Consider the following 19,243-nt stretch of genomic DNA (forward strand, 5'->3'; position numbering starts at 1 on the left):
CCGCTCGACCACATCCCCGGAGGGCCCCGTGACCGCCACCTACACCTTCGACGTCTTCTCCAGCCTCGACGGCTTCGGCTCCTACGGCGAGGACGGCGACTGGGGCGGCTACTGGGGCAAGGAGGGCCCGGAGTTCCTCGACCACCGCCTCGCGCAGTACCGCGCGGACCAGCGGCTGGTCCTCGGAGCGGCCACCTTCCGCGAGTTCGTGCAGTTCCTGGACCCGGCCCAGGTCACCGACCCGCTCAACACCCGGATGCGGACCATGCCGACGACGGTCGTGTCGACGACGCTGCAGGCTCCCCTCGACTGGCCCGACGCGACCCTGGAGCACGGGGACGCCGTCGACGTCGTCGCCCGGCTCAAGGAGGAGTCCGCGGTGCCGCTGCGCTCGCACGGCAGCCTGGCGATGAACCGGGCGCTCATGGCCGCGGGTCTGGTCGACCGCGTCCAGGTGACGGTCTTCCCCGTGATCACCGGGAGGACGGGCACGGCGCCGGTCTTCGGGGGTGCGGCCGACTTCGACCTCGAGCTGCTCGGGAGCCGGACGTTCGACGGCCGCATCCAGGAGCTCGTCTACCGGCCCACGCTGCACCGCTGACCCCGCCGGTCGGTCCGCGGTCCGGCAACTCGTTGTCCGGTCCTGCCCCGGCCAGTACCGTCGCCCCTCCGTGGTGGGGCGTCCTCCGCGCGAGGACCCACCCGCGTCACCGTCCACGACGGCGCAGGCGCACGGAGGTCCGGGACATGGGCGTCGACCCCCTGGCACCGCCGCACGAGGGGGCGGTCCGGCTGCTGCCGGTGCGGCCGGTCGCCGACCTCTACGGCGAGCGGAGCGTCCCCTCCCTCCTGCGCCGGCTCCTGGTGCTCACCGGCGACCTGCTGGGCACGGTGGCCGGCAGCATCTCGATCGTCGACGCGGCCGAGGGGCAGTACACGAAGGTCGCCGAGATCGGCGTCCCGTGCCAGCTGGGCTGCCGCTTCCCCCTGGCCGAGGGGGTGACCGGCCGGGCCGTCGCCCGCCGCCGGCCGGTGGTGGTCGACGAGTACGCCGCGCTCGGCACCGGCCACCTCCCGCCCGGCCACCCGGCCGCCCACGGGACCGCGGTGGCCGTGCCGCTGTGGTGGCGCGGGGAGGTCGTCGGGGTGAACGTCGCCTTCGCCGGCCAACCGCGCCGCCTGACGGCCGAGGAGGTGGACGCGGTCGAGCAGCTCACCCAGGTGGCCGTCCCCGCGCTGGTGCGCGCGGCAGCGAGCGACCCGCTGCTGGACCGCCTCCTCCGGCGGGAGCACGCGGCGGACCACGTCCCGCCGTCCGCCGCCCCCGGGGTGCCGGCCCGGGCGACCGTCGAGGCCTGCCCGCTGACCCGGCGCGAGCAGCAGGTGCTCGGCCTGCTCGCGATCGGGCTGAGCGACCGCGAGGTGGCGGCCCGGCTGGTGATCTCCCCCAAGACGGTGCACAAGCACGTCGGGGCGGTGCTCCGGAAGAGCGGCACCGCGAGCCGGACGGCCGCCGTCGTCCGGGCGCTGCAGCGCGGCTGGCTCCCGCCGGACGGGAGCCGGGCGGGAGATGGGCAACCTTCCCCATACGGGGGCCGCCGCCGCGCACCTTGAATGGGGCCAGCCCAGCACAGCGGCCGCCGCTGCTGGAGCCACGGCAGCGGAGGTGGTCGTCGTGCCCGTGGTCCCCCTCAAGGAGATCGTCGACCGCGCCTTCACCGAGGGGTACGGCGTCGCGGCGTTCAACGTCCTCAACGACCTCACGATCGAGGCGATCGTGCAGGCGGCGGCGGAGGAACGCGCCCCGGTGATCCTCCAGACGTCGGTGAAGACCGTGCGGGCCTACGGCCGCGACCCGCTCATGGGGATCCTGCAGTCCCTGACCCACGACGCCCCGGTCCCGGTGAGCATCCACCTCGACCACTGCCCGTACCGCGACGTCATCTCCGACTGCCTGGCCGGCGGCTGGAACTCGGTGCTGTTCGACGCGCACGAGCTCGACGTCGCCGACAACCTCGAGCAGACGATCGAGGTCGTCGCCGAGGCCCGGCGGTTCGGCGCGCACGTCGAGGGCGAGATCGAGGGCATCGAGGGCGTCGAGGACGACGTCGGCTCGGACGAGGCGTCGACCCTGCACCGCCTCGACGTCGCCGTCGACTTCATCAAGCGGACCGGCGTGGACGTCTTCGCCCCGGCGATCGGCAACGCGCACGGCCAGTACCGGGCGGCGCCGCGGCTGGACCACCAGCGGGTCAGCGACCTGGTCGAGGCCACCGGGGTGCCGATGGCGCTGCACGGCGGCACGGGCCTGTCCGACGACCAGTTCCGCGACCTGATCTCCCGGGGCTGCGCGAAGGTCAACATCTCCACCGCGATCAAGGAGTCCTTCATGCGGTCGGGCCTCGAGCACCTGGAGCAGGCCCGGGTGGAGGACAGGTGGGACCCGCCCACCCTGTTCGCCCACCAGAAGGCCGCCGTCGTCGACACGGCCCGCCGGCACATCGCGCTGTTCGGCGGCTCGGGGCGGGCCTGGTGAGGGGAGCACGGTGACCGCGCTGCTGTTCGACTGCGACGGCGTGCTGGCCGACACCGAGCGCCACGGGCACCTCCCCGCGTTCAACGCCACCTTCGAGGAGTTGGGTCTCCCGGTCCGCTGGAGCGAGGAGGAGTACGGCGAGAAGCTCCGGATCGGCGGCGGCAAGGAGCGGATGGCGAGCATGTTCGCCGACCCGGACTTCGTCCGGGAGGCCGGGATCCCCGACGACGAGGGAGCGCGCACCGAGCTGCTCGCCCGGTGGCACCGGGCCAAGACGGCGCACTTCCGGCAACTGGTCGCCGACGGGCGGATCCCGCCGCGGTCGGGCATCGCGCGGATCATCCCCGAGGCGCTCGCCGCCGGCTGGACGGTCGCCGTCTGCTCCACCTCGGCGGAGGAGTCCGTGCGGGCGGTGCTCGAGCGCGCCGTCGGCAAGGAGGTCGCGAGCGAGGTGCCGCTGTTCGCCGGCGACGTCGTCCCGGCCAAGAAGCCCGCGCCGGACGTCTACCTGCTCGCCGTCCGCGAGCTGGGTCTGGAGCCGGCCGACACCCTCGTGGTCGAGGACTCCCGCAACGGCCTGCTCGCCGCCACCGCGGCCGGGCTGCGCTGCGTCGTCACCGTCAACGGCTACACCCGCGGCGAGGACATGGGCGAGGCCACCCTCGTGGTGTCGGAGCTGGGCGACCCGGGCGGCCCGCCGATCGAGGTGCTGGCCGGCCGCGGCGTGGCCCGCCCCGGGGACCACGTGACGCTGGCCGACCTGCAGGCGTGCCTGTCGGCCCCCGTCGAGGCACCACACCCGCCGCGCGGCCGGGTGCACGACCCGGAGGAAGGAGAGCCCGCATGACCTCGACCCAGACCTCGCTCGCCCGCACCGAGCTGGTGGTGCGGACGATCGCGCAGACCGCCCTGGACAACGAGGCGTACTTCGGCGACCTGGACGCCGTCGTCGGGGACGGCGACTTCGGCTACTCGCTGGCCCGCGGCTTCGAGAAGCTGCTGGAGGGCTGGGACGGGCTGGACCGCAGCGACCCGGGCACGTTCCTCAAGAAGGTCGGGATGGTCATCAGCTCCCGGATCGGCGGCACGTCCGGCCCGCTCTGGGGCACGGCGTTCATGCGCGCCGGGATGGCCGCCGGGTCCGACGCCGAGCTGACCGGCGAGCAGGTCGTGGCCATGCTGCGGGCGGCCGCCGAGGGCATCAAGACCCGCGGGCAGTCCGACCTCGGGGACAAGACGCTGCTCGACTCCCTGGTGCCCTATACCGACCGGCTGGAGCAGGAGCTGCGCGCCGGCTCGGACGCCGCGACCGCGCTGGCCGCCGCCGCCGGGACCGCCCGCGAGGCGGCCGACGCCACCGTGGACATGGTCGCCAGGCGGGGGCGCGCGTCGTACACCGGTGAGCGCAGCAGGGGTTCGGTCGACGCCGGAGCGATGGCGGTCGCCGTGATCACCGACCGGGTCAGCCGGACCTGGACGACTGGAGGAGCGCCGTCATGAAGAAGTTCGTGAACGACCCGAAGGACTTCGTCCCCGAGATGCTCGAGGGCATCGCCCGAGCCAACCCCGGCACCCTGCGCTACGTCCCCGAGTACAACCTGATCATGCGCGCGGACGCACCCCGGGACGACAAGGTGTCGATCGTCCAGGGCTCCGGGTCCGGGCACGAGCCGGCGCACGTCATGGTCGTCGGCCGGGGGATGCTCGACGGCGCCTGCCCGGGCGACGTGTTCGCGGCCCCGCCCATGGACTACGTCTACGAGACGGCCAAGCTGCTGGCCTCGCCCAAGGGCGTCCTGCTCCTGGTGAACAACTACACCGGCGACCGGATGGCGTTCGACATGGCCCGGGAGATGGCCGAGGCCGAGGGCATCCGGGTCCGGGTGCTCACCATCGACGACGACGTCGCGGTCAAGGACTCCACCTTCACCGTCGGCCGCCGCGGCGTCGCCGGGAACTTCTTCGTCATGAAGGCCGTGGGCGCCGCCGCGGAGGAGGGCGCCGACCTCGACGAGCTCGGGCGCATCGGGGAGAAGGTCAACTCCGTCACCCGCACCATGGGGGTCGCGCTCACCGCCTGCACGCCGCCGGCCAAGGGCTCGCCGCTGTTCGACCTCGGCCCCGACAAGATCGAGATGGGTGTCGGCATCCACGGCGAGCCCGGCCGGGAACGCCGCGAGCTCGTCAGCGCCGACGAGATCGCCGACCAGCTCCTGGAGCCGATCGTCTCCGACCTGCCCTACGAGTCCGGTGACCGGGTCGCGCTCATGGTCAACGGGCTGGGCGGCACGCCGATCAGCGAGCTGTACATCCTCTTCCGCCGCGTGCACGAGCAGCTCGAGCAGCGCGGGATCACCGTGGCGCGCAGCTACGTCAACGAGTACTGCACCTCGCTGGACATGGCCGGCGCCTCGGTCACCCTCGTCCGGCTCGACGACGAGATCGAGCGTCTGCTGGCCGCGCCGGCCGAGGTCGCCGTCCGGGTCTTCTAGGAGAGGTGACACGACCCGCGCCACACCACCCGGGGCAGGCTCCGCGGGCCTCCGCGGGCCGAGCGGGTGGAGGACCCCGTCCGACGTCCGCGCCGGACGGGGTCCTCACCCGGCCCGGGCCGGCCGCACGACCCGGTAGTTCAGCAGCACGATCCCGGAGGGGAACGGCCGGCACTCGACCAGCCGGAGCCTGGTGCTCGCCGTCATCGTGCCGAAGAAGGGCACGCCGCCCCCGAGGACGACGGGGACGACGGAGACGCCCAGCTCGTCGACGAGGCCGAGCTCCAGGAGCTGGGTGACCAGCCGCCCGCCGCCGAAGACGCAGATGTCCTTGCCGGGGTCGATCCGGGACCGCACGGTGTCGATCAGCCGGGTCAGGTCGCCGGCGTACGCGTGCACGTCCCGGCCGGTCGCCAGGTCGGCGTCGTGGGTGACCACCCAGGTCGGCACGGACCCGATGCCGGCGGTGCCCATCTCCCGGTAGGTGTTGGCGCCGACGACGTAGGCCCCGGTGCGGGCCTCGGTCTCCGCGAAGCCGTAGTCCTCACCCGGGGCCATGGCGTCGTTGAGCCACGCGAGGTCCCCGGAGGTCGACTGGATGAAGCCGTCCAGGCTGGCCGCCATCCCGGCGAAGACCGTCGCCATGGCGGACGAGCGTAGGCCGCCGCGGAGCTCCCGGCGGACTCCCCGGAGCGCCGGCCCGTGAGCCGCCCGCGGGGTCCTCACCCGGCCCGGTCGGCCTCCGCGGTGTACGGCCGGCCGGGCCAGTACGCCCACTCCTCGAAGTCCTCGACCCGGCCGTCGTCCGCAAAGCGCAGCACCCACAGGTCCCGGTACTCCTGGGGTGCCGGGTCGCCGTAGCGCACCTCCAGCCGGACCACCGCGTCGCGCCCGTCGACGGCGACCGGCTCGGCGGTCACCGTGAACGTCCGGCCCTCGTCCTCCCGCCAGAACGCCTGGATCGCCGCGTGGCCGACCTCCGACGGCTCGTAGGGGGAGCGCCGGTACCGCGCGTCGTCGGTGAACAGCCGGGCGACCCCGGCCACGTCCCCCTCCCGCCACGCGCGCTCGTACCCGGCCACCCACCGCGCCACGCCGGCCCTGTCCACGCGGCCACGCTGTCACGTCCGCCGGGCCGGCGGGGCTTCCCGGCGCGCTCGGGGGTGCGCGACGATCGCATCGCCCAGGGGCCGGACCACCGAGGAGGGCGCCATGACCGACACCGCTCCCGCGACGCGGACGGAGTTCGCCCCGGTCAACGGGTTGCGGATGTACGTCGAGGTCCACGCGCCGACCGGGGAGCCGGCCGGTGGTCCGGTGCTCCTCCTGCACGGCGCGTACATGTCGGCGGGCGACCTCGGGCCGCTGGTGTCCGCCCTGGCCGCCACCCGGGAGGTCGTCGTCCCGGACCTGCAGGCCCACGGCCGGACGGCGGACGTCGACCGGCCGATCACCTACGAGGGCCTGGCCGACGACGCCGCGGGCCTCCTCGCGCACCTCGGCATCGAGCGCGCCGACGTCCTGGGCTTCAGCATGGGCGGCGCCGCGGCGCTGCAGCTCGCCGTCCGCCACCCGGAGGTCGTCCGCACGCTCGTGGTCGTCTCGGCGTCGCACTCGAGCAGGGGGATGGCGCCGGAGCTGGTCGAGATGATCCCGGGCATCACGCCGGAGGTGTTCGCCGGGACGCCGATGGAGGCGACCTACCGGGCGCTCGCCCCCGACCCCGGCCACTTCCCGGTCCTGGTCCACAAGCTCAAGACGCTCGACGAGACCCCCTTCGACTGGCCGGCCGAGGACATCCGGCGGATCACCGCGCCCACCCTGGTCGTCGCCGGGGACGCCGACGCCGTCCGCGTGGAGTCCGCCGTCGAGCTCTTCCACCTCCTCGGCGGCGGGGCGATGGGCGACCTGGCCGGTCTGCCGCGGGCGCGCCTGGCGGTCCTGCCGGGGACCACCCACTTCATGCCGCCGGGCAGCGGCGTGCTCGACCGCCTGGACTGGCTGGTCCCGATGGTGCTCGCGCTGTTCGACCGGCCCCCGGACGGCGCGTCCTGACCCCAGGCGGCCGCCCGGGTCAGTCGTGGACGAGGACGACCTCGTACCGGTCCGCGGTCGGCGGGATGCCGGTGTCGAAGTGCGTGTTCACGACGGCGAGCCGTCCCTCGTGCCGGATGGCGGTCGCCGGGGTCTGGAAGAGGTCGCTGGTGACGACCTCCACGACGGACCCGGACGCCAGGTCCCAGCTCAGCCGGACCTCGCTCACCCGATCGGTGTTCTGCACCGCCCACAGCGAGTCCCGGTGCAGCTCGATGCCGTCCACGGACGGCACGCTGACCCCGGCGACGACCGCGCTGGCGCCGGTGGCCGGGTCGACCGTGTACAGCTCGCCGTTGGTCGAGTGCGCGACGACCAGCGTGGCGCCGTGGTGCGCGGCGTCGATGCCGTTGAGGTTGATCTCGCCCGCGGTGTCGGCCGCCGGCCCGTGCAGCGCGAGCGTGCGGAACGGCCCCGGTCGCCCGGAGGAGTCGATCGGCACGTGGTACAGCACGGCGCGCCGGCTGTCGGTGAACCACGCGCCCGCCGGGGTGACGACGACGTCGTTGACCAGCGTGGTGAAGGCCGCCGGAGGGGCGGGCGACGGCGGCGCGAACCGGTACTCCGCGACCGTCTCCCCGGAGTGCAGGTCGTACACGTACGCCTGGCCGGTGCCGCCGCCGGCGACGTAGAGCAGGCCGTGCCGGAGGTCGGCGTCCATGCCGACCGCCCACCGGCCGGCCGGTGCGTCGATGAACAGCTCGGCGGTCCCCGCCTCCAGGTCGCCGCGGAAGACGTCGCCGGCGAACAGGTCGCCCGCGTAGAACGTGTCGCCCCCGCCCGCCGCGATGCCCTCGGCCGAGGTGGCGCCCGGCAGGACGATCACCTCCGGCCAGGACGCCGCCGCTGACGGGACGGTCGTGACCGTCAGGGCGACCACGCCGGTCAGCAGCACCGCCGCTCGCAGGTGGCCGGTCGTCCTCCGCGTCGTCGGCACGGCTGCCTCCGGTGGGCGTCGTCGGTCGCACGGTCGTCCCCCGCCCGGTCCACGGTGGCCCGCGGGGTGCGCACGGGACAGGGCCGAACGCCCCGGACGTGGCGGCGGTGGTGCGGCGCGTCGCCGGGTAGGCCGACCGCATGGACCCGTTCGCTCTGCCCCGCACCGTCACCGCGTCCGCGCTCGCCCTGGGGACGGCGGTGCGCGGCGCGCGCGTGTTCCACCCCCGCGGGCGGGCGTCCACCGGGACCGTGGAGACCGTCGGCGGCGGCTCGTGGGGCGCCCGGCTGCTCGACGCGGAGGACACGCACGACGTCGTCGTCCGCCTCTCCCGCGGGGTCGGGCTGCCGGAGCCACTGCCCGACGTCGTCGGCCTGGCCGTCCGCTTCCCGGGACTCGGGTGGGGCGGAGCGCCGCTGGACGTCCTGGTCAACACCTCCGGGGGCCTGCCGGGCCTGCGCCACCTGTTCGTGCCGCGGCCCCTCGGCCGGACGTTCTCCTCCGTGCTGCCGTACCGGACCGGCAGCGGCCGGCTGGTGGTGCTGGGCGCGCGGAGCGAGGGCGCCGGCTGGGACCTGCTGGCAGCACCGCTCGCCGGCGGCTGGACGCGGTGGGGACGGCTGACCGTCGGCGCCGCCCGGCCGGACGCGGAGTCCGAGGTGCTGCGCTTCCGTCCGACGCTCGGGGCCGACGACCTCCAGCCGGTCGGGCTGTTCCGCGCCGTCCGCGACCTCTCCTACCGCGGGAGCCAGGCCCTCCGCCCCTGACGGCCGGAGCGCCGCTCAGTCGTCGACCGGCTGGCGGTGGCTCGGGCTGTCCGGGTTCAGGAGCGAGTGCTTCCGCCCGTAGGCGAAGTAGATGACCAGCCCGATGAGCAGCCAGACCCCGAAGCGGGCCCACGTCTCCCACGGCAGCTGCCAGATGAGGAACAGCGACGCGAGCACCCCGAAGGCTGGGACGACGGGCATGAGCGGCAACCGGAACGGCCGCGGCGTGTCCGGCCGCGTGTAGCGGAACAGGATGACCGCGACGCAGACCACGATGAACGCCGACAGGATGCCGATGTTCGTCAGGTCCGCGACGGCGCGGATCGGGAAGACGCCGGCCAGCACGGCCGCCCCCACGCCGGCGATCCACGTGACCCGCTGCGGGGTGCCGGTCCGGTCCACCTTGGCGAACCACGGGGGCAGCAGCCCGTCGCGGCTCATGGAGAACCAGACGCGGGTGACGCCGAGCAGGAAGGTCAGCATCACCGTCAGGATGGACAGCACGGCGAAGACGGAGATGATGCTGGCGACCACCGGCAGGCCCGCACCCTCGAAGGCCGAGGCGAAACCGGCGGTCGGGTCGATGTCCCGGTAGTCCTGCATCCCGGTGAGCACCAGCGTCGCGGCGACGTAGAGCAGCATCGCGATGACCAGCGACAGGATGATCGCCTTCGGCATGTGCTTCTTGCCGTCCTCGGCCTCCTCGGCGGCTGTGCTCATGGCGTCGTAGCCGAAGACCGCGAAGAAGACGGTGGCCGCGCCGGTGAGCACCGGGCCGAAGCCGGACGGCAGGAAGGGGTCGTAGTTCCCGGCCTCGACGTAGAAGACGCCCAGCCCGATGATGCCGAGGATCAGCACGATCTTGATCCCCACCGCCACCAGCTCGAACCGGCCGAAGGTCTTCGTGCCGCGGCTGAGGATGAACGTGACGAGCAGGCAGATCAGGACGGCGGGGACGTTGACGACGCCGCCCTCCTCGGCGGACGCGGTGAGCGAGGTCGGCAGGGTGAGCCCGAGGTTGTCGAGCAGTTCGCCGAGGTAGCCGGAGATGCCGATCGCCACGACGGCGACGATGGCGATGTACTCCAGGAGCAGGTCCCAGCCGATGAACCACCCGATGAGCTCGCCGAGGGCCACGTAGCCGTAGGTGTAGGCGGATCCGGCGCGCGGGATCATGCCGGCGAACTCGGCGTAGGACAGCGCCGCTGCCGCGGAGGCCAGGCCCGCGATCAGGAAGGCGATGAGCACGGCCGGCCCGACGGCCTCGTTGTCCGCGTCGCCGGCGGCCACGAGCCCCGCGAGGGAGAAGATCCCGACGCCGATGATGCCGCCGACCCCGATCGCGGTCAGCTGCCACAGCCCCAGGCTCTTGGCGAGCGCGCCGCCGGCGACGCGTTCCTCGGCGTCGTCCATCTGCTCGACCGGCAGGCGCCGCCAGACGGAGTGCTGGTCCCGGGTGCTCATGGGCGTCCCCTCGTCGCGGGCCCCGTGTGCGGCGAGCCTGCCCGCGTCCCGCCGGGTCGGCAAAGCGGGACGCCGGCGCAGCGGCGCGTCGGCACGGTGGCGCGTCGGCACGGTGGCGCGTCGGCACGGTGGCGCGTCGGCACAGCGGGGCCTTGTCGGCCGGGCGGCGGGGGAGCACCGTGGCAGGCACCTGACGTGCCCCCGCGGGAGGTGCCGTGCCGAAGCGACTGGTCGTGTGCTGCGACGGCACCTGGAACACCCCCGACCAGGTGGCCGCGGGCCGGCCGTGCCCGACCAACGTCACCAAGATCGCCCTGGAGGTCGCCCCGGCCGGCGACGACGGGCTGCGGCAGTGCGTCTACTACCTGCGCGGGGTCGGCACCGCCCGCGGGGAGCGGTACCGCGGCGGCGCGTTCGGCGTGGGGCTGTCCCGCACCGTCAAGGACGCCTACCGGACGATCGTCGACAACTACGAGCCCGGCGACGAGCTGTGGTTCTTCGGGTTCAGCCGCGGCGCGTTCACCGCCCGCAGCACCGTCGGCCTGGTCCGCACCGCCGGCGTGCTGGAGCGCCGCCACGCCGGCCGGCTCGACGAGGCCTACGAGCTCTACCGCTGCCGGCAGGCCCATCCCCGCGGCACCGAGGCCGAGCTGTTCCGGCGCTCCTACTCGTACGAGCCCGACGTGCACTTCATCGGCGTCTGGGACACCGTGGGCGCGCTCGGGCTGCCGGTGCGCGGCCTGGGCTTCGTCAACCGGCGGTGGGCGTTCCACGACACGACGCTGAGCTCGAAGGTGCGCAACGCCTTCCAGGCGCTGGCCGTGGACGAGACCCGCCGCGCCTTCCGGCCCACGCTGTGGGAGCCGCGCCGGGGCGACGCCCGGCCGGAGGGCCAGCGGCTGGAGCAGGTCTGGTTCTCCGGCGTGCACTGCGGCGTCGGCGGCGGCTACCGCGACACCTCGCTGTCCGACGTCGCGCTGCTGTGGATGGTGGAGCGGGCCCGGGAGTGCGGCCTGGCGTTCCACCGCGACGCCTTCGCGCCGCCCCGGCCCGGCGAGGTGCCCGACGACAACCGCCCGCGCCCGGCGCCCGACCCGCTCGGCGAGCTGCGGGACTCCCGCACCGGCCTGTACCGGCTGCTCCCGCGGTACCACCGGCCGATCGGGGAGGGGCACCCGCACACCGAGAGCCTGGCGACGACCGCCGTCCGCCGGTACCTGCAGGACGAGCGCTACCGGCCCCCCGGCGTCGCCGCGTTCCTCGCCCGCGGCGGGCGGCGCACCGAGGTCGACGCCGGCCGGCGGTCAGCGGGCGGCGGACGCCCGCTGCCAGTCCCGCGGACTCATCCCGAAGGCCTCGCGGAACCGGCGGGCGAAGTGGCTGGGGTCGGCGAAGCCGCAGGCGCGGGCGGTGGCGGCGATCGACCGCTGCCGTCCGGCGGGTGAGGCCAGCCGGGCCCGCGCGGCCTCCAGCCGCCGGGCGATGACCTCCTGCTCCAGGCTCGCGCCCGCCGCGGCGAAGGCCTTGTAGAGCTGCCGGACCGAGACGCCGTGCGCGCGGGCGACGGCGGCCGGGGTGAGGCCGGGGTCGGTGGGGTGCCGGGCGACGTGCGCGCGCACCCGGGTCACCAGCGTGTCCTCCCGTACCGGCGGGCCGGGCCGGTCGTCGCCGGCCGCGGACACCACGAGCGCGCGGACCAGCTCGACCGTGGCGGCCCCGAGCGCGGCGGCACCGGGGTCGGCCGACAGCGCCGCGGCGTCGTCGGCGATCCGCTGCAGGTGCGCGCGCACCAGCCCGTGCAGCGCGCTGGCCCGCAGCCGCGGCGCCGCCCGGCGGACGACGTCGACCGGCAGGCCGAGCCGGTCGAGGGGGACCAGCAGCGCGCGGGACCCGCCGCCGGCCGCGCGGGCGGACCCGGGGGGCGCGGTCATGTCGACCAGCACCAGGTCCCCGCCCTCGGCCGGCTGCCCGCGGCCCGGCTGCCCGAGCTCGCCGCGGCCGCGGTGCGGGAAGGCCAGCGCGACCACCGGGGCGGCGTCCCGGGCGGCGTCCCGGGCGGCGTCCCGGGCGGCGTGCCGCCGGGTGCGGACCGTGCGGAGGCGGGTCGCGTCGGTGGCCAGCAGCACCGCCGTCCCGTACGGGAAGGCCTCGGTGCGGTCGGTGCGGTCGGCGCGGTCGGTGCGGGGGAGCGGGGTGGTGTCGGAGAGCAGCATCGCGCCGTCCCTGGGCCTCGGGCAGCTGACGTCCCCCGTGGACGCCGTCGAGCCTGGCAGAGCGCCCCGGCGACCGGAACCCGCCCGGGTGCAGGCAGGGACCGCAGCCGTGCACGCAGGGACCGGTCACCGGACGGCTCCGCTGTCAGGCTCGCGCTGACCGGCCACCACCCCGAGGGAGCGACCGTGACCACGCCACCAGCACCTCGCACCGCACCGAGCACCACCGCACCGAGCACCACCGCACCGGACACCATCGCACCGGACACCATCGTCCTGATCCACGGCTTCTGGGTGACCCCGCGCAGCTGGGAGCACTGGAAGACGCACTACGAGCAGCGCGGCTTCCGCGTGCTCACCCCGACCTACCCGGGCTTCGAGGGCGAGGTCGAGGCGCTCAACGCCGACCCGACGCCGATCGCCGAGGTCACGCTGCCGGCGATCGTCGAGCACCTGTCCGCGCTCGTCCGCGGGCTGGACCGGCCGCCGGTCCTCATCGGCCACTCCGCCGGCGGGACGCTCGTGCAGCTGCTGCTCGACCGCGGCCTCGGCGCGGTGGGCGTGGTCATCGACTCGGCGCCGACCGAGGGCGTGAAGGTGGTGCCGCTGTCGCAGCTGCGCTCCACCTGGGCGGTGCTCAAGAACCCCGCCAACCGGCACCGCGCCGTCGGGCTGACCGAGGAGCAGTGGCACTACGCCTTCACCAACACGTTCCCCGAGGACGAGTCGCGGGCGCTCTACCGGCGGTACCACATCCCGGCGTCGGGCCGGATCCTGTGGAACTCCGTGCTGGCCAACCTGATGCCCGGCCCGCAGGACGCCCACGTCGACTACGGCAACGAGGCCCGGCCGCCGCTGCTGTTCGTCTCGGGCGGCGAGGACCACCTCATGCCGCCGTCGGTGCAACGGTCGAACGCGGCGCACTACCGCGGCGACACCGTGACCGAGGTGCGCGAGTACCCCGGCTACCCGCACCTGCTGCCCGCCGCGCCGGGCTGGGAGGCGATCGCCGACGAGTCCCTCGACTGGGCGCTCGAGCACGCGACGGGACCGCGCCCGCAGGTCGCCGGCGCCCAGTGACGCGCCCGGCCGGCCGCCGACGGCCGGCCGGTTCCTGCTGGCCGGCGGCGCTCCCGGCGGCGATCATGGCGGGATGACGGTCACCGCGATGCCGGCACGGGCCCGCTGGGTGTGGGACGCACGCGACCGGACCCGCGCGGTCCGCGTCTCCGCGCACCCGGCGCAGGGCCTGGTCAACCTGAGCATCTGGCGCGACGACGCGTGCGTCGGCACCGTCAAGCTCCGGCCCGACGAGGTGGCCGGCTTGGTGTCCGGGCTGACCGAGAGCCTGGCCGAGCTCGCGGTGACGCCGCCGCCCGCCCCGGCGGCCCCGGCCACGGTCACCGAGCTGGAGACGCGGCTGGCCGCCGTCGAGTCGCGGCTCGCGGCGCCGCGCCCGTCCGCGGCCGGACGGCTGCGCACCCTGGCCGCGCGGGCGGCCGGTCGTCTCCCCGGGCGCCGCTGAGCCCCGTCCGTACATTCGAGGGGGTGACCGTCACCCCCGGCGTCTCCGTCGTCCTCGGCACCCGTTTCGCCACCGCGCTCCCGGAGATGGCGGTGCCGTGGCAGGCCGTGGGAACGCCCGACCCGCGGCTGCTGGTGCTCAACGAGCCGCTGGCCGCGGAGCTCGGCCTGGACCCGGAGGCGCTGCGCGGCCCCGCGGGCGTCGGACTGCTCACCGGCACCGTCGTGCCCGAGGGCGCGCGGCCGGTGGCGCAGGCCTACGCAGGCCACCAGTTCGGCCACTACAACCCGCGGCTGGGCGACGGCCGGGCGCTGCTGCTCGGCGAGCTCACCGGCGTCGACGGCCGGCCGGTCGACCTGCACCTCAAGGGCTCGGGCGCCACGCCGTTCTCCCGCGGCGGCGACGGGCTGGCCGCCGTCGGGCCGATGCTGCGCGAGTACGTCGTCAGCGAGGCGATGCACGCCCTCGGCATCCCCACCACCCGCTCGCTCGCCGTCGTCGCCACCGGGCGGCCGGTGCGCCGGGAGACCCTGCTGCCCGGCGCCGTCCTCGCCCGGGTGGCCGCGAGCCACCTGCGGGTGGGCAGCGCGCAGTACGCCCGCGCCACCGGCGACGACGACCTGCTGCGCCGGCTGGCCGACGAGGCGATCGCCCGGCACCACCCGGCCGCGGCGGACGCCGACCAGCCGTACCTCGCGCTGTACGAGGCCGTCGTCGCCGCGCAGGCGGACCTGGTGGCGCGCTGGATGCTCGTCGGCTTCGTGCACGGCGTCATGAACACCGACAACGTCACGCTGTCCGGCGAGACCATCGACTACGGGCCGTGCGCCTTCCTGGAGGGCTACGACCCCGACACCTGGTTCAGCTCGGTCGACGAGGGCGGGCGCTACCGCTACGGCAACCAGCCGCTGGCCGCCGAGTGGGACCTCGCCCGGCTGGCCGAGGCGCTGCTGCCGCTGTTCGCCGGCGAGCAGGAGCAGGCGGTCGCGCTCGCCGTCGAGGCGCTCGGCCGGTTCCGCCCCCGCTTCGAGGCGGCGCTGCTGACCGGCTGGCGGGCCAGGCTCGGCCTGCCCGCCGGGCTCGACGACGAGGTCACCCGGTCGCTGGTCGAGGACTGGCTCGCGCTGCTGCAGGCGAACCGCGTCGACCTGACCTCGTCGGTGCGGAGGCTGTCGGCGGCCGCGCGCGGCGACGCCGAGCCGGTCCGCGAGCTGGTCCTCGACCTGGCCGGGACCGACGCCTGGTTGGAGCGCTGGCACGCGCTGGCGCCGGACGCGGACGCCATGGACCGGGTCAACCCCGTGTACGTCCCGCGCAACCACCTCGTCGAGGAGGCGCTGGCCGCGGCCACCGCCGGTGACCTCGGCCCGGTGGAGCGGCTGGTCGAGGTGGTCCGCCGCCCGTTCGACGAGCGGCCCGGGCTGGAGCGCTACGCCGCGCCCGGCCCCGAGGGACCGTTCGTCACCTTCTGCGGCACCTGACCGTCCCGCGGCACCTTGCTCCACCGGGCGGGGCGGGTCGATGCTGCGGCATGGCGTCCAAGAAGAGGTCCGGCCCCTCCGTCGAGGAGGCACCCAGGTCCACCGGCAAGGTCCCCACCGCGTACTACGAGGAGGAGATGGCCCGCCTCCAGGTGGAGCTGGTCAAGCAGCAGGAGTTCATCCGCGCGCGGGGGCTGCGCGTCGTCGTCCTGTTCGAGGGCCGCGACGCCGCCGGCAAGGGCGGCGCGATCCAGCGGATCACCGAGTCGGTCAACCCGCGGGCCACCCGGGTGGTGGCCCTGCCGGCGCCGACCGAGCGCGAGCGCGGGCAGTGGTACTTCCAGCGCTACGTGGAGCACCTGCCCACCCGCGGCGAGATGGTCCTGTTCGACCGGTCCTGGTACAACCGCGCCGGCGTCGAGCGGGTCATGGGCTTCTGCACCGACGAGGAGTACGAGGAGTTCCTCCGCTCCTGCCCGGAGTTCGAGCGGATGCTCGTCCGCAGCGGCATCACCGTGCTCAAGTACTGGTTCTCGGTCAGCGACACCGAGCAGGAGAAGCGGTTCCAGGCGCGGCTGCACGACCCGACCAAGCGCTGGAAGCTCAGCCCGATGGACCTCGAGGCGCGCAACCGCTGGGTGGACTTCTCCAAGGCCAAGGACGCGATGTTCGCCGCGACCGACATCCCCGAGGCGCCGTGGTGGGTGGTCGAGGCCGACGTCAAGAAGCGCGCCCGCCTCAACGTGATCTCGCACCTGCTCGCCCAGGTGCCCTACGAGGACCTCACCCCCGCACCGCCGGAGCTGCCGCCGCGGCCGCCGGTCGACGAGGACTACGTGCGCCCGCCCATGGACAGCCAGCGGTTCGTGCCCGACGTCGTCCCCTGACGGTCAGGGGAGGACCGGCAGCACCACGCACGAGGGGTGCGCGGCGTCGTGCCGCACCTCGAACCGGTTGGCCCGCAGCTCGGTCGCCGTGCCCAGCGGCTCGCCGGTGCCCGGGTTGCGCGCGAACCGCGGGAACGCGCCGCCGCTGACCTGCACCCGCACCCGGTGGCCGGCCCGGAACCGGTAGGCGGTGGGGAACAGCGCGACGTCGACGGCGAGGGTGCCGTCGTCGGCGACCGCGACGTCGTCGGCCGGGACGGTGCGAGGGTCGAGCCGGCGGATCCCGTCGACGACGTTGCGCGAGACGCCCGCGGGGTCGACGTCGCAGACGCGGACGAAGACGTCGGCGTGCGGCAGCTCGGTGCGCACGTGCACCCGTGCCCGCACCGGCCCGACGACGTCGAGGTCGGCGGCCAGCGGGGGACCGGTGAACACCAGGACGTCGTCGCGCGCCTCGACCTCCCGGTTGTCCGCCTGCCCGCCCGGCGGCTGCAGCAGCGGCCCGCCGACGGCCGGGGTCGGGTCGGCCGGGTCGTAGGTGAACCGGCCCGGCGCGGCGTCGTCGTCCGCCGGCTGCGCGGTGAGGCCGCCGCCGGCGCGCAGGTGCAGGACCTCGTCGCGGGCCTGCGCCGGCGGCCACCGGTCGAGGTCCAGCCAGCGGCCGGCCTGCTGCAGGAACACCCGGACGGCGGCGCCCCGGGGCACCGGCCCGCCGAGCAGGTGGTGGCGGAGCCACGCGACGTCGCTGCGCACGATCGCCCGCAGCTCGCCGAACTCGCCGTGCAGCCAGGGCCCGACGGTGACCCGCACCGGGACGCCGGCGGCCTGCAGGGCGGTGACGTCGGCCATCTGCCCGGCGACGAACAGGTCCCACCAGCCGGTGACCATGTTCACCGGGGGCAGGCGGGTGAGGTCGGCCTCGCCGTGGTCGGCGGCGGACCAGAACGGGTCGCCGGGCTCGGAGTGCGCCACGAAGTCGCGCCAGAAGGGCACCGGCGCGCCGGCGACCGCGACGTCGGCGGCCTGCAGCGGCAGCCGCCCGAGCGCCCGGCGGACCTGTTTGCGCAGCCGTGGGTCCGGTAGCCCGCCGAGCAGCCCGCCGCGCTCCTGCCGGCCGATCTGCGCCGACCACGCGAGCGCCGTGTGCACCGAGGGCGCGCCGTTCTGGAAGAAGACCGTGTCACTGACGTCGGCCGCGGTGATGTGCGGCGACACCGAGGTCAGCGGCGGGTCGGCGTAGGGCGCCACCGCCCACTGCGTGTGCCCGAAGTAGCTGCCGCCGGTGGTGGCCACCCGGCCGTCGCACCACGGCTGCGCGCGCAGCCAGGCGACGGTGGCCAGGCCGTCCTCGTGTTCGGTGGTGAACGGGCGGAAGTGCCCGCCCGAGCCGAACGTCCCGCGGGTCGCCTGCAGGAAGACGGTCAGGCCGCGCCGGGCCAGGGGCGCGGCGAACAGCTGCCCGCCCGCGCCGGCCCGGCCGTAGGGCGTGCGGACGAGGACGACCGGCTGCGGCCCGCGCGTGCCGACCGGGCACCACAGGTCGCCGACCAGCGCGACGCCGTCGGGCATCGGGACGGCCAGGTCGCGCTCGACGGTGTAGCTGCCCGTGGTGGGGCGCAGCCCCAGCGCGAGGTCCACGGCCAGGGCGCCCAGCCTGCTGAGGACGGTCATGGCCGGACGCTACCGACCGTCCCGTGCGCCCGAGGGCAGGTCAGAGAGGCCGCTCCGCCCGCTCCTTGAGCGCCCGGTTCATGGCCTCGAAGCCGGGCAGCGTGCCGCGCCGCAGGGACCGCGCCAGCAGCGGGACGAGCACGCCGCGGAAGGTCTCCTCCTGGACGAGCCGGGTGCCCGGCCCGGCGGGCTCGAGGCGGAAGACGTGCTCGCCGTCGAACAGCCCCGGGACGCCGAGGCGGCCGAGCCACCGCAGCTCGCGGGGCGGGGCGACCTCGAGCAGGCGCGGGCGGAAGCCCATCGCCCGCCCGCCCACCGGCTGCATCCGCAGCGACAGCCGGGCGCCGGGGACGACGTCGCCCGCGGCCCGGACGATGAACGGGTTCCACTCGGGATAGGCGCGCAGGTCCGTGAGCTCGGCCCACACCCGCTCCGGCGGCGCGTCGATCTCGATCGCGGTGGACACCTGGGTCATCGCGCTGGGCTCCTCGGGTCGGCGTCCGGCTCACCGTGGCCGACGTCGTCAGGCGCCGTCGAGGGCTCCCGGCGCGGGCTCGCCGCGGCCGGGTGGCTGCGTCGCGGTCCCGCCATGGCCGCAGGACTGCGCTGAGCCGCTCCGCGGACCTACGCTCGTCGCGCCGACGGCCGGAGGCGGCCCGGAGGGGGCGGTGACCATGACATGGAGCCCGGACTACCTGCCCGTCCTGAGCCGGGGACGGCACCGCACGCCCGCGCGCGGCGCGTGCTTCCTCGAGTACACGGCCCTGCTGGCCGGGGAGGCGTTCAGCGACGCGCCGGCGTGCGTCGACGCCGAGCTGGCCGCCGTCCTGCGGCACGCCAACGACGTGCTCTCCGACGCCGACCGGCCGCGCCTGGTCCCGCTGCTGGGCCGCGCGATCGGCCTCGCCGTCCCCTCGTCCGCGGGACGGCTGCGGAGGGAGGCGGCCCGGCGGTTCGCCGAGGCCGTCGGGTCGACGCTGTCGGTGGACGAGCGGCGGTTCGTGCGCACCGCGCACGTGGACCGGCTGTTCTGGTCGCTGATGTTCGAGCCGGTGCCGGTCAGCACGTCCGCGGCGTGGGTCGACCGCCTCGTCGAGCGGCTGGACCTGCTGCACGGCTGCTACGAGTCGGTGGTCGCGGAGCTGTCCGCGCCCGCGCCCGTGGTCGGCTGACCGC

20 protein-coding genes and 1 pseudogene are annotated in these 19,243 nt (G+C 75.3%); 14 read left to right on the plus strand and 7 right to left on the minus strand.

Annotated elements, in window-relative coordinates; genetic code table 11:
* Positions 1–28 precede the first annotated feature (28 nt).
* From ACI798_RS03480 to dhaK, 6 genes are all read left to right on the plus strand, one after another.
* Complete coding sequence (locus ACI798_RS03480) at positions 29–601, plus strand: dihydrofolate reductase family protein (RefSeq protein ID WP_456941900.1); 573 nt, start codon at positions 29–31, stop codon at positions 599–601.
* A gap of 146 nt (positions 602–747) precedes the next feature.
* The gene (locus tag ACI798_RS03485) at positions 748–1,614 is read left to right on the plus strand and encodes a LuxR C-terminal-related transcriptional regulator (protein ID WP_457047242.1); all 867 of its coding nucleotides are present in this window, start codon (positions 748–750) and stop codon (positions 1,612–1,614) included.
* Positions 1,615–1,675: 61 nt separating this feature from the next.
* Positions 1,676–2,536, plus strand: a complete 861-nt coding sequence (locus tag ACI798_RS03490) for a class II fructose-bisphosphate aldolase (RefSeq protein WP_456941902.1) — start codon at positions 1,676–1,678, stop codon at positions 2,534–2,536.
* A gap of 10 nt (positions 2,537–2,546) precedes the next feature.
* Positions 2,547–3,383: an HAD-IA family hydrolase gene (locus ACI798_RS03495; protein ID WP_457047243.1), complete on the plus strand. Its 837-nt coding sequence runs from the start codon at positions 2,547–2,549 to the stop codon at positions 3,381–3,383.
* A complete protein-coding gene (dhaL, locus tag ACI798_RS03500) occupies positions 3,380–4,036 on the plus strand; it encodes a dihydroxyacetone kinase subunit DhaL (protein WP_456941904.1) in 657 nt (218 codons plus the stop codon). Before ACI798_RS03495 ends, dhaL begins: the two co-directional genes overlap by 4 nt.
* Positions 4,033–5,028 carry a dihydroxyacetone kinase subunit DhaK gene (dhaK, locus tag ACI798_RS03505; protein ID WP_457047244.1) on the plus strand — a complete coding sequence of 332 codons (996 nt, stop codon included), beginning with the start codon at positions 4,033–4,035 and terminating at the stop codon, positions 5,026–5,028. Before dhaL ends, dhaK begins: the two co-directional genes overlap by 4 nt.
* A gap of 105 nt (positions 5,029–5,133) precedes the next feature.
* Here dhaK and ACI798_RS03510 read toward each other — a convergent pair whose 3' ends face one another.
* Together ACI798_RS03510 and ACI798_RS03515 are read right to left on the minus strand one after the other, a co-directional pair.
* Complete coding sequence (locus ACI798_RS03510) at positions 5,134–5,673, minus strand: dihydrofolate reductase family protein (RefSeq protein ID WP_457047245.1); 540 nt, start codon at positions 5,671–5,673, stop codon at positions 5,134–5,136.
* Between the two features lie 77 nt (positions 5,674–5,750).
* Positions 5,751–6,137, minus strand: a complete 387-nt coding sequence (locus ACI798_RS03515; protein WP_456941907.1) for a YybH family protein — start codon at positions 6,135–6,137, stop codon at positions 5,751–5,753.
* Positions 6,138–6,240: 103 nt separating this feature from the next.
* Between ACI798_RS03515 and ACI798_RS03520 the strand changes: the two genes are divergently transcribed.
* The gene (locus tag ACI798_RS03520) at positions 6,241–7,083 is read left to right on the plus strand and encodes an alpha/beta fold hydrolase (RefSeq protein ID WP_457047246.1); all 843 of its coding nucleotides are present in this window, start codon (positions 6,241–6,243) and stop codon (positions 7,081–7,083) included.
* A 19-nt stretch (positions 7,084–7,102) separates the two neighbouring features.
* Here ACI798_RS03520 and ACI798_RS03525 read toward each other — a convergent pair whose 3' ends face one another.
* On the minus strand, positions 7,103–8,059 hold the full coding sequence (locus ACI798_RS03525) for a hypothetical protein (RefSeq protein WP_457047247.1): 957 nt from the start codon (positions 8,057–8,059) through the stop codon (positions 7,103–7,105).
* Between the two features lie 140 nt (positions 8,060–8,199).
* On the opposite strand from ACI798_RS03525, the gene ACI798_RS03530 reads away from it, so the two are divergent.
* The gene (locus ACI798_RS03530) at positions 8,200–8,826 is read left to right on the plus strand and encodes a hypothetical protein (protein ID WP_457047248.1); all 627 of its coding nucleotides are present in this window, start codon (positions 8,200–8,202) and stop codon (positions 8,824–8,826) included.
* Between the two features lie 15 nt (positions 8,827–8,841).
* On the opposite strand, the gene ACI798_RS03535 is transcribed toward ACI798_RS03530, so the two are convergent.
* Complete coding sequence (locus tag ACI798_RS03535; protein WP_456941911.1) at positions 8,842–10,290, minus strand: amino acid permease; 1,449 nt, start codon at positions 10,288–10,290, stop codon at positions 8,842–8,844.
* A 215-nt stretch (positions 10,291–10,505) separates the two neighbouring features.
* On the opposite strand from ACI798_RS03535, the gene ACI798_RS03540 reads away from it, so the two are divergent.
* Positions 10,506–11,735 carry a DUF2235 domain-containing protein gene (locus ACI798_RS03540; protein WP_456941912.1) on the plus strand — a complete coding sequence of 410 codons (1,230 nt, stop codon included), beginning with the start codon at positions 10,506–10,508 and terminating at the stop codon, positions 11,733–11,735.
* On the opposite strand, the pseudogene ACI798_RS03545 reads toward ACI798_RS03540, so the two are convergent.
* Positions 11,664–12,503, minus strand: a pseudogene (locus tag ACI798_RS03545) (helix-turn-helix domain-containing protein); the annotation flags it as partial. The gene ACI798_RS03540 and the pseudogene ACI798_RS03545 overlap by 72 nt on opposite strands.
* Before the next feature lie 186 nt (positions 12,504–12,689).
* Between ACI798_RS03545 and ACI798_RS03550 the strand changes: the two are divergent.
* The 4 genes from ACI798_RS03550 (at position 12,690) to ppk2 (ending at position 16,396) form a co-directional block, all read left to right on the plus strand.
* Positions 12,690–13,583 carry an alpha/beta hydrolase gene (locus ACI798_RS03550; protein ID WP_457047249.1) on the plus strand — a complete coding sequence of 298 codons (894 nt, stop codon included), beginning with the start codon at positions 12,690–12,692 and terminating at the stop codon, positions 13,581–13,583.
* Between the two features lie 73 nt (positions 13,584–13,656).
* Positions 13,657–14,028 (plus strand): hypothetical protein, encoded by a 372-nt coding sequence (locus ACI798_RS03555; protein WP_456941914.1) that lies wholly within the window; start codon positions 13,657–13,659, stop codon positions 14,026–14,028.
* A 23-nt stretch (positions 14,029–14,051) separates the two neighbouring features.
* Positions 14,052–15,509: a protein adenylyltransferase SelO gene (locus ACI798_RS03560; protein WP_457047250.1), complete on the plus strand. Its 1,458-nt coding sequence runs from the start codon at positions 14,052–14,054 to the stop codon at positions 15,507–15,509.
* Positions 15,510–15,559: 50 nt separating this feature from the next.
* Complete coding sequence (gene ppk2 / locus ACI798_RS03565) at positions 15,560–16,396, plus strand: polyphosphate kinase 2 (protein ID WP_456941916.1); 837 nt, start codon at positions 15,560–15,562, stop codon at positions 16,394–16,396.
* A 3-nt stretch (positions 16,397–16,399) separates the two neighbouring features.
* On the opposite strand, the gene ACI798_RS03570 is transcribed toward ppk2, so the two are convergent.
* Together ACI798_RS03570 and ACI798_RS03575 are read right to left on the minus strand one after the other, a co-directional pair.
* The gene (locus ACI798_RS03570; RefSeq protein WP_457047251.1) at positions 16,400–18,067 is read right to left on the minus strand and encodes a CocE/NonD family hydrolase; all 1,668 of its coding nucleotides are present in this window, start codon (positions 18,065–18,067) and stop codon (positions 16,400–16,402) included.
* A 40-nt stretch (positions 18,068–18,107) separates the two neighbouring features.
* Complete coding sequence (locus ACI798_RS03575; protein ID WP_457047252.1) at positions 18,108–18,542, minus strand: SRPBCC family protein; 435 nt, start codon at positions 18,540–18,542, stop codon at positions 18,108–18,110.
* Positions 18,543–18,741: 199 nt separating this feature from the next.
* On the opposite strand from ACI798_RS03575, the gene ACI798_RS03580 reads away from it, so the two are divergent.
* Positions 18,742–19,239, plus strand: coding sequence for a hypothetical protein (locus ACI798_RS03580; RefSeq protein WP_456941919.1), 498 nt, complete (start codon positions 18,742–18,744; stop codon positions 19,237–19,239).
* Positions 19,240–19,243: the final 4 nt, after the last annotated feature.

It is taken from the genome of Geodermatophilus sp. SYSU D01045 (assembly GCF_054050295.1).

What these genes read in the sequence shown, in the direction of transcription:
- ACI798_RS03580 (WP_456941919.1), top strand. Translation starts at nt 18,742, where the DNA reads ATGACATGGAGCCCGGACTACCTGCCCGTCCTGAGCCGGGGACGGCAC.
- dhaK (WP_457047244.1), top strand. Translation starts at nt 4,033, where the DNA reads ATGAAGAAGTTCGTGAACGACCCGAAGGACTTCGTCCCCGAGATGCTC.
- ACI798_RS03535 (WP_456941911.1), bottom strand. Translation starts at nt 10,290, where the DNA reads ATGAGCACCCGGGACCAGCACTCCGTCTGGCGGCGCCTGCCGGTCGAG.
- ACI798_RS03510 (WP_457047245.1), bottom strand. Translation starts at nt 5,673, where the DNA reads ATGGCGACGGTCTTCGCCGGGATGGCGGCCAGCCTGGACGGCTTCATC.
- ACI798_RS03485 (WP_457047242.1), top strand. Translation starts at nt 748, where the DNA reads ATGGGCGTCGACCCCCTGGCACCGCCGCACGAGGGGGCGGTCCGGCTG.
- ACI798_RS03575 (WP_457047252.1), bottom strand. Translation starts at nt 18,542, where the DNA reads ATGACCCAGGTGTCCACCGCGATCGAGATCGACGCGCCGCCGGAGCGG.
- ACI798_RS03555 (WP_456941914.1), top strand. Translation starts at nt 13,657, where the DNA reads ATGACGGTCACCGCGATGCCGGCACGGGCCCGCTGGGTGTGGGACGCA.
- ACI798_RS03520 (WP_457047246.1), top strand. Translation starts at nt 6,241, where the DNA reads ATGACCGACACCGCTCCCGCGACGCGGACGGAGTTCGCCCCGGTCAAC.
- ppk2 (WP_456941916.1), top strand. Translation starts at nt 15,560, where the DNA reads ATGGCGTCCAAGAAGAGGTCCGGCCCCTCCGTCGAGGAGGCACCCAGG.
- dhaL (WP_456941904.1), top strand. Translation starts at nt 3,380, where the DNA reads ATGACCTCGACCCAGACCTCGCTCGCCCGCACCGAGCTGGTGGTGCGG.
- ACI798_RS03530 (WP_457047248.1), top strand. Translation starts at nt 8,200, where the DNA reads ATGGACCCGTTCGCTCTGCCCCGCACCGTCACCGCGTCCGCGCTCGCC.
- ACI798_RS03570 (WP_457047251.1), bottom strand. Translation starts at nt 18,067, where the DNA reads ATGACCGTCCTCAGCAGGCTGGGCGCCCTGGCCGTGGACCTCGCGCTG.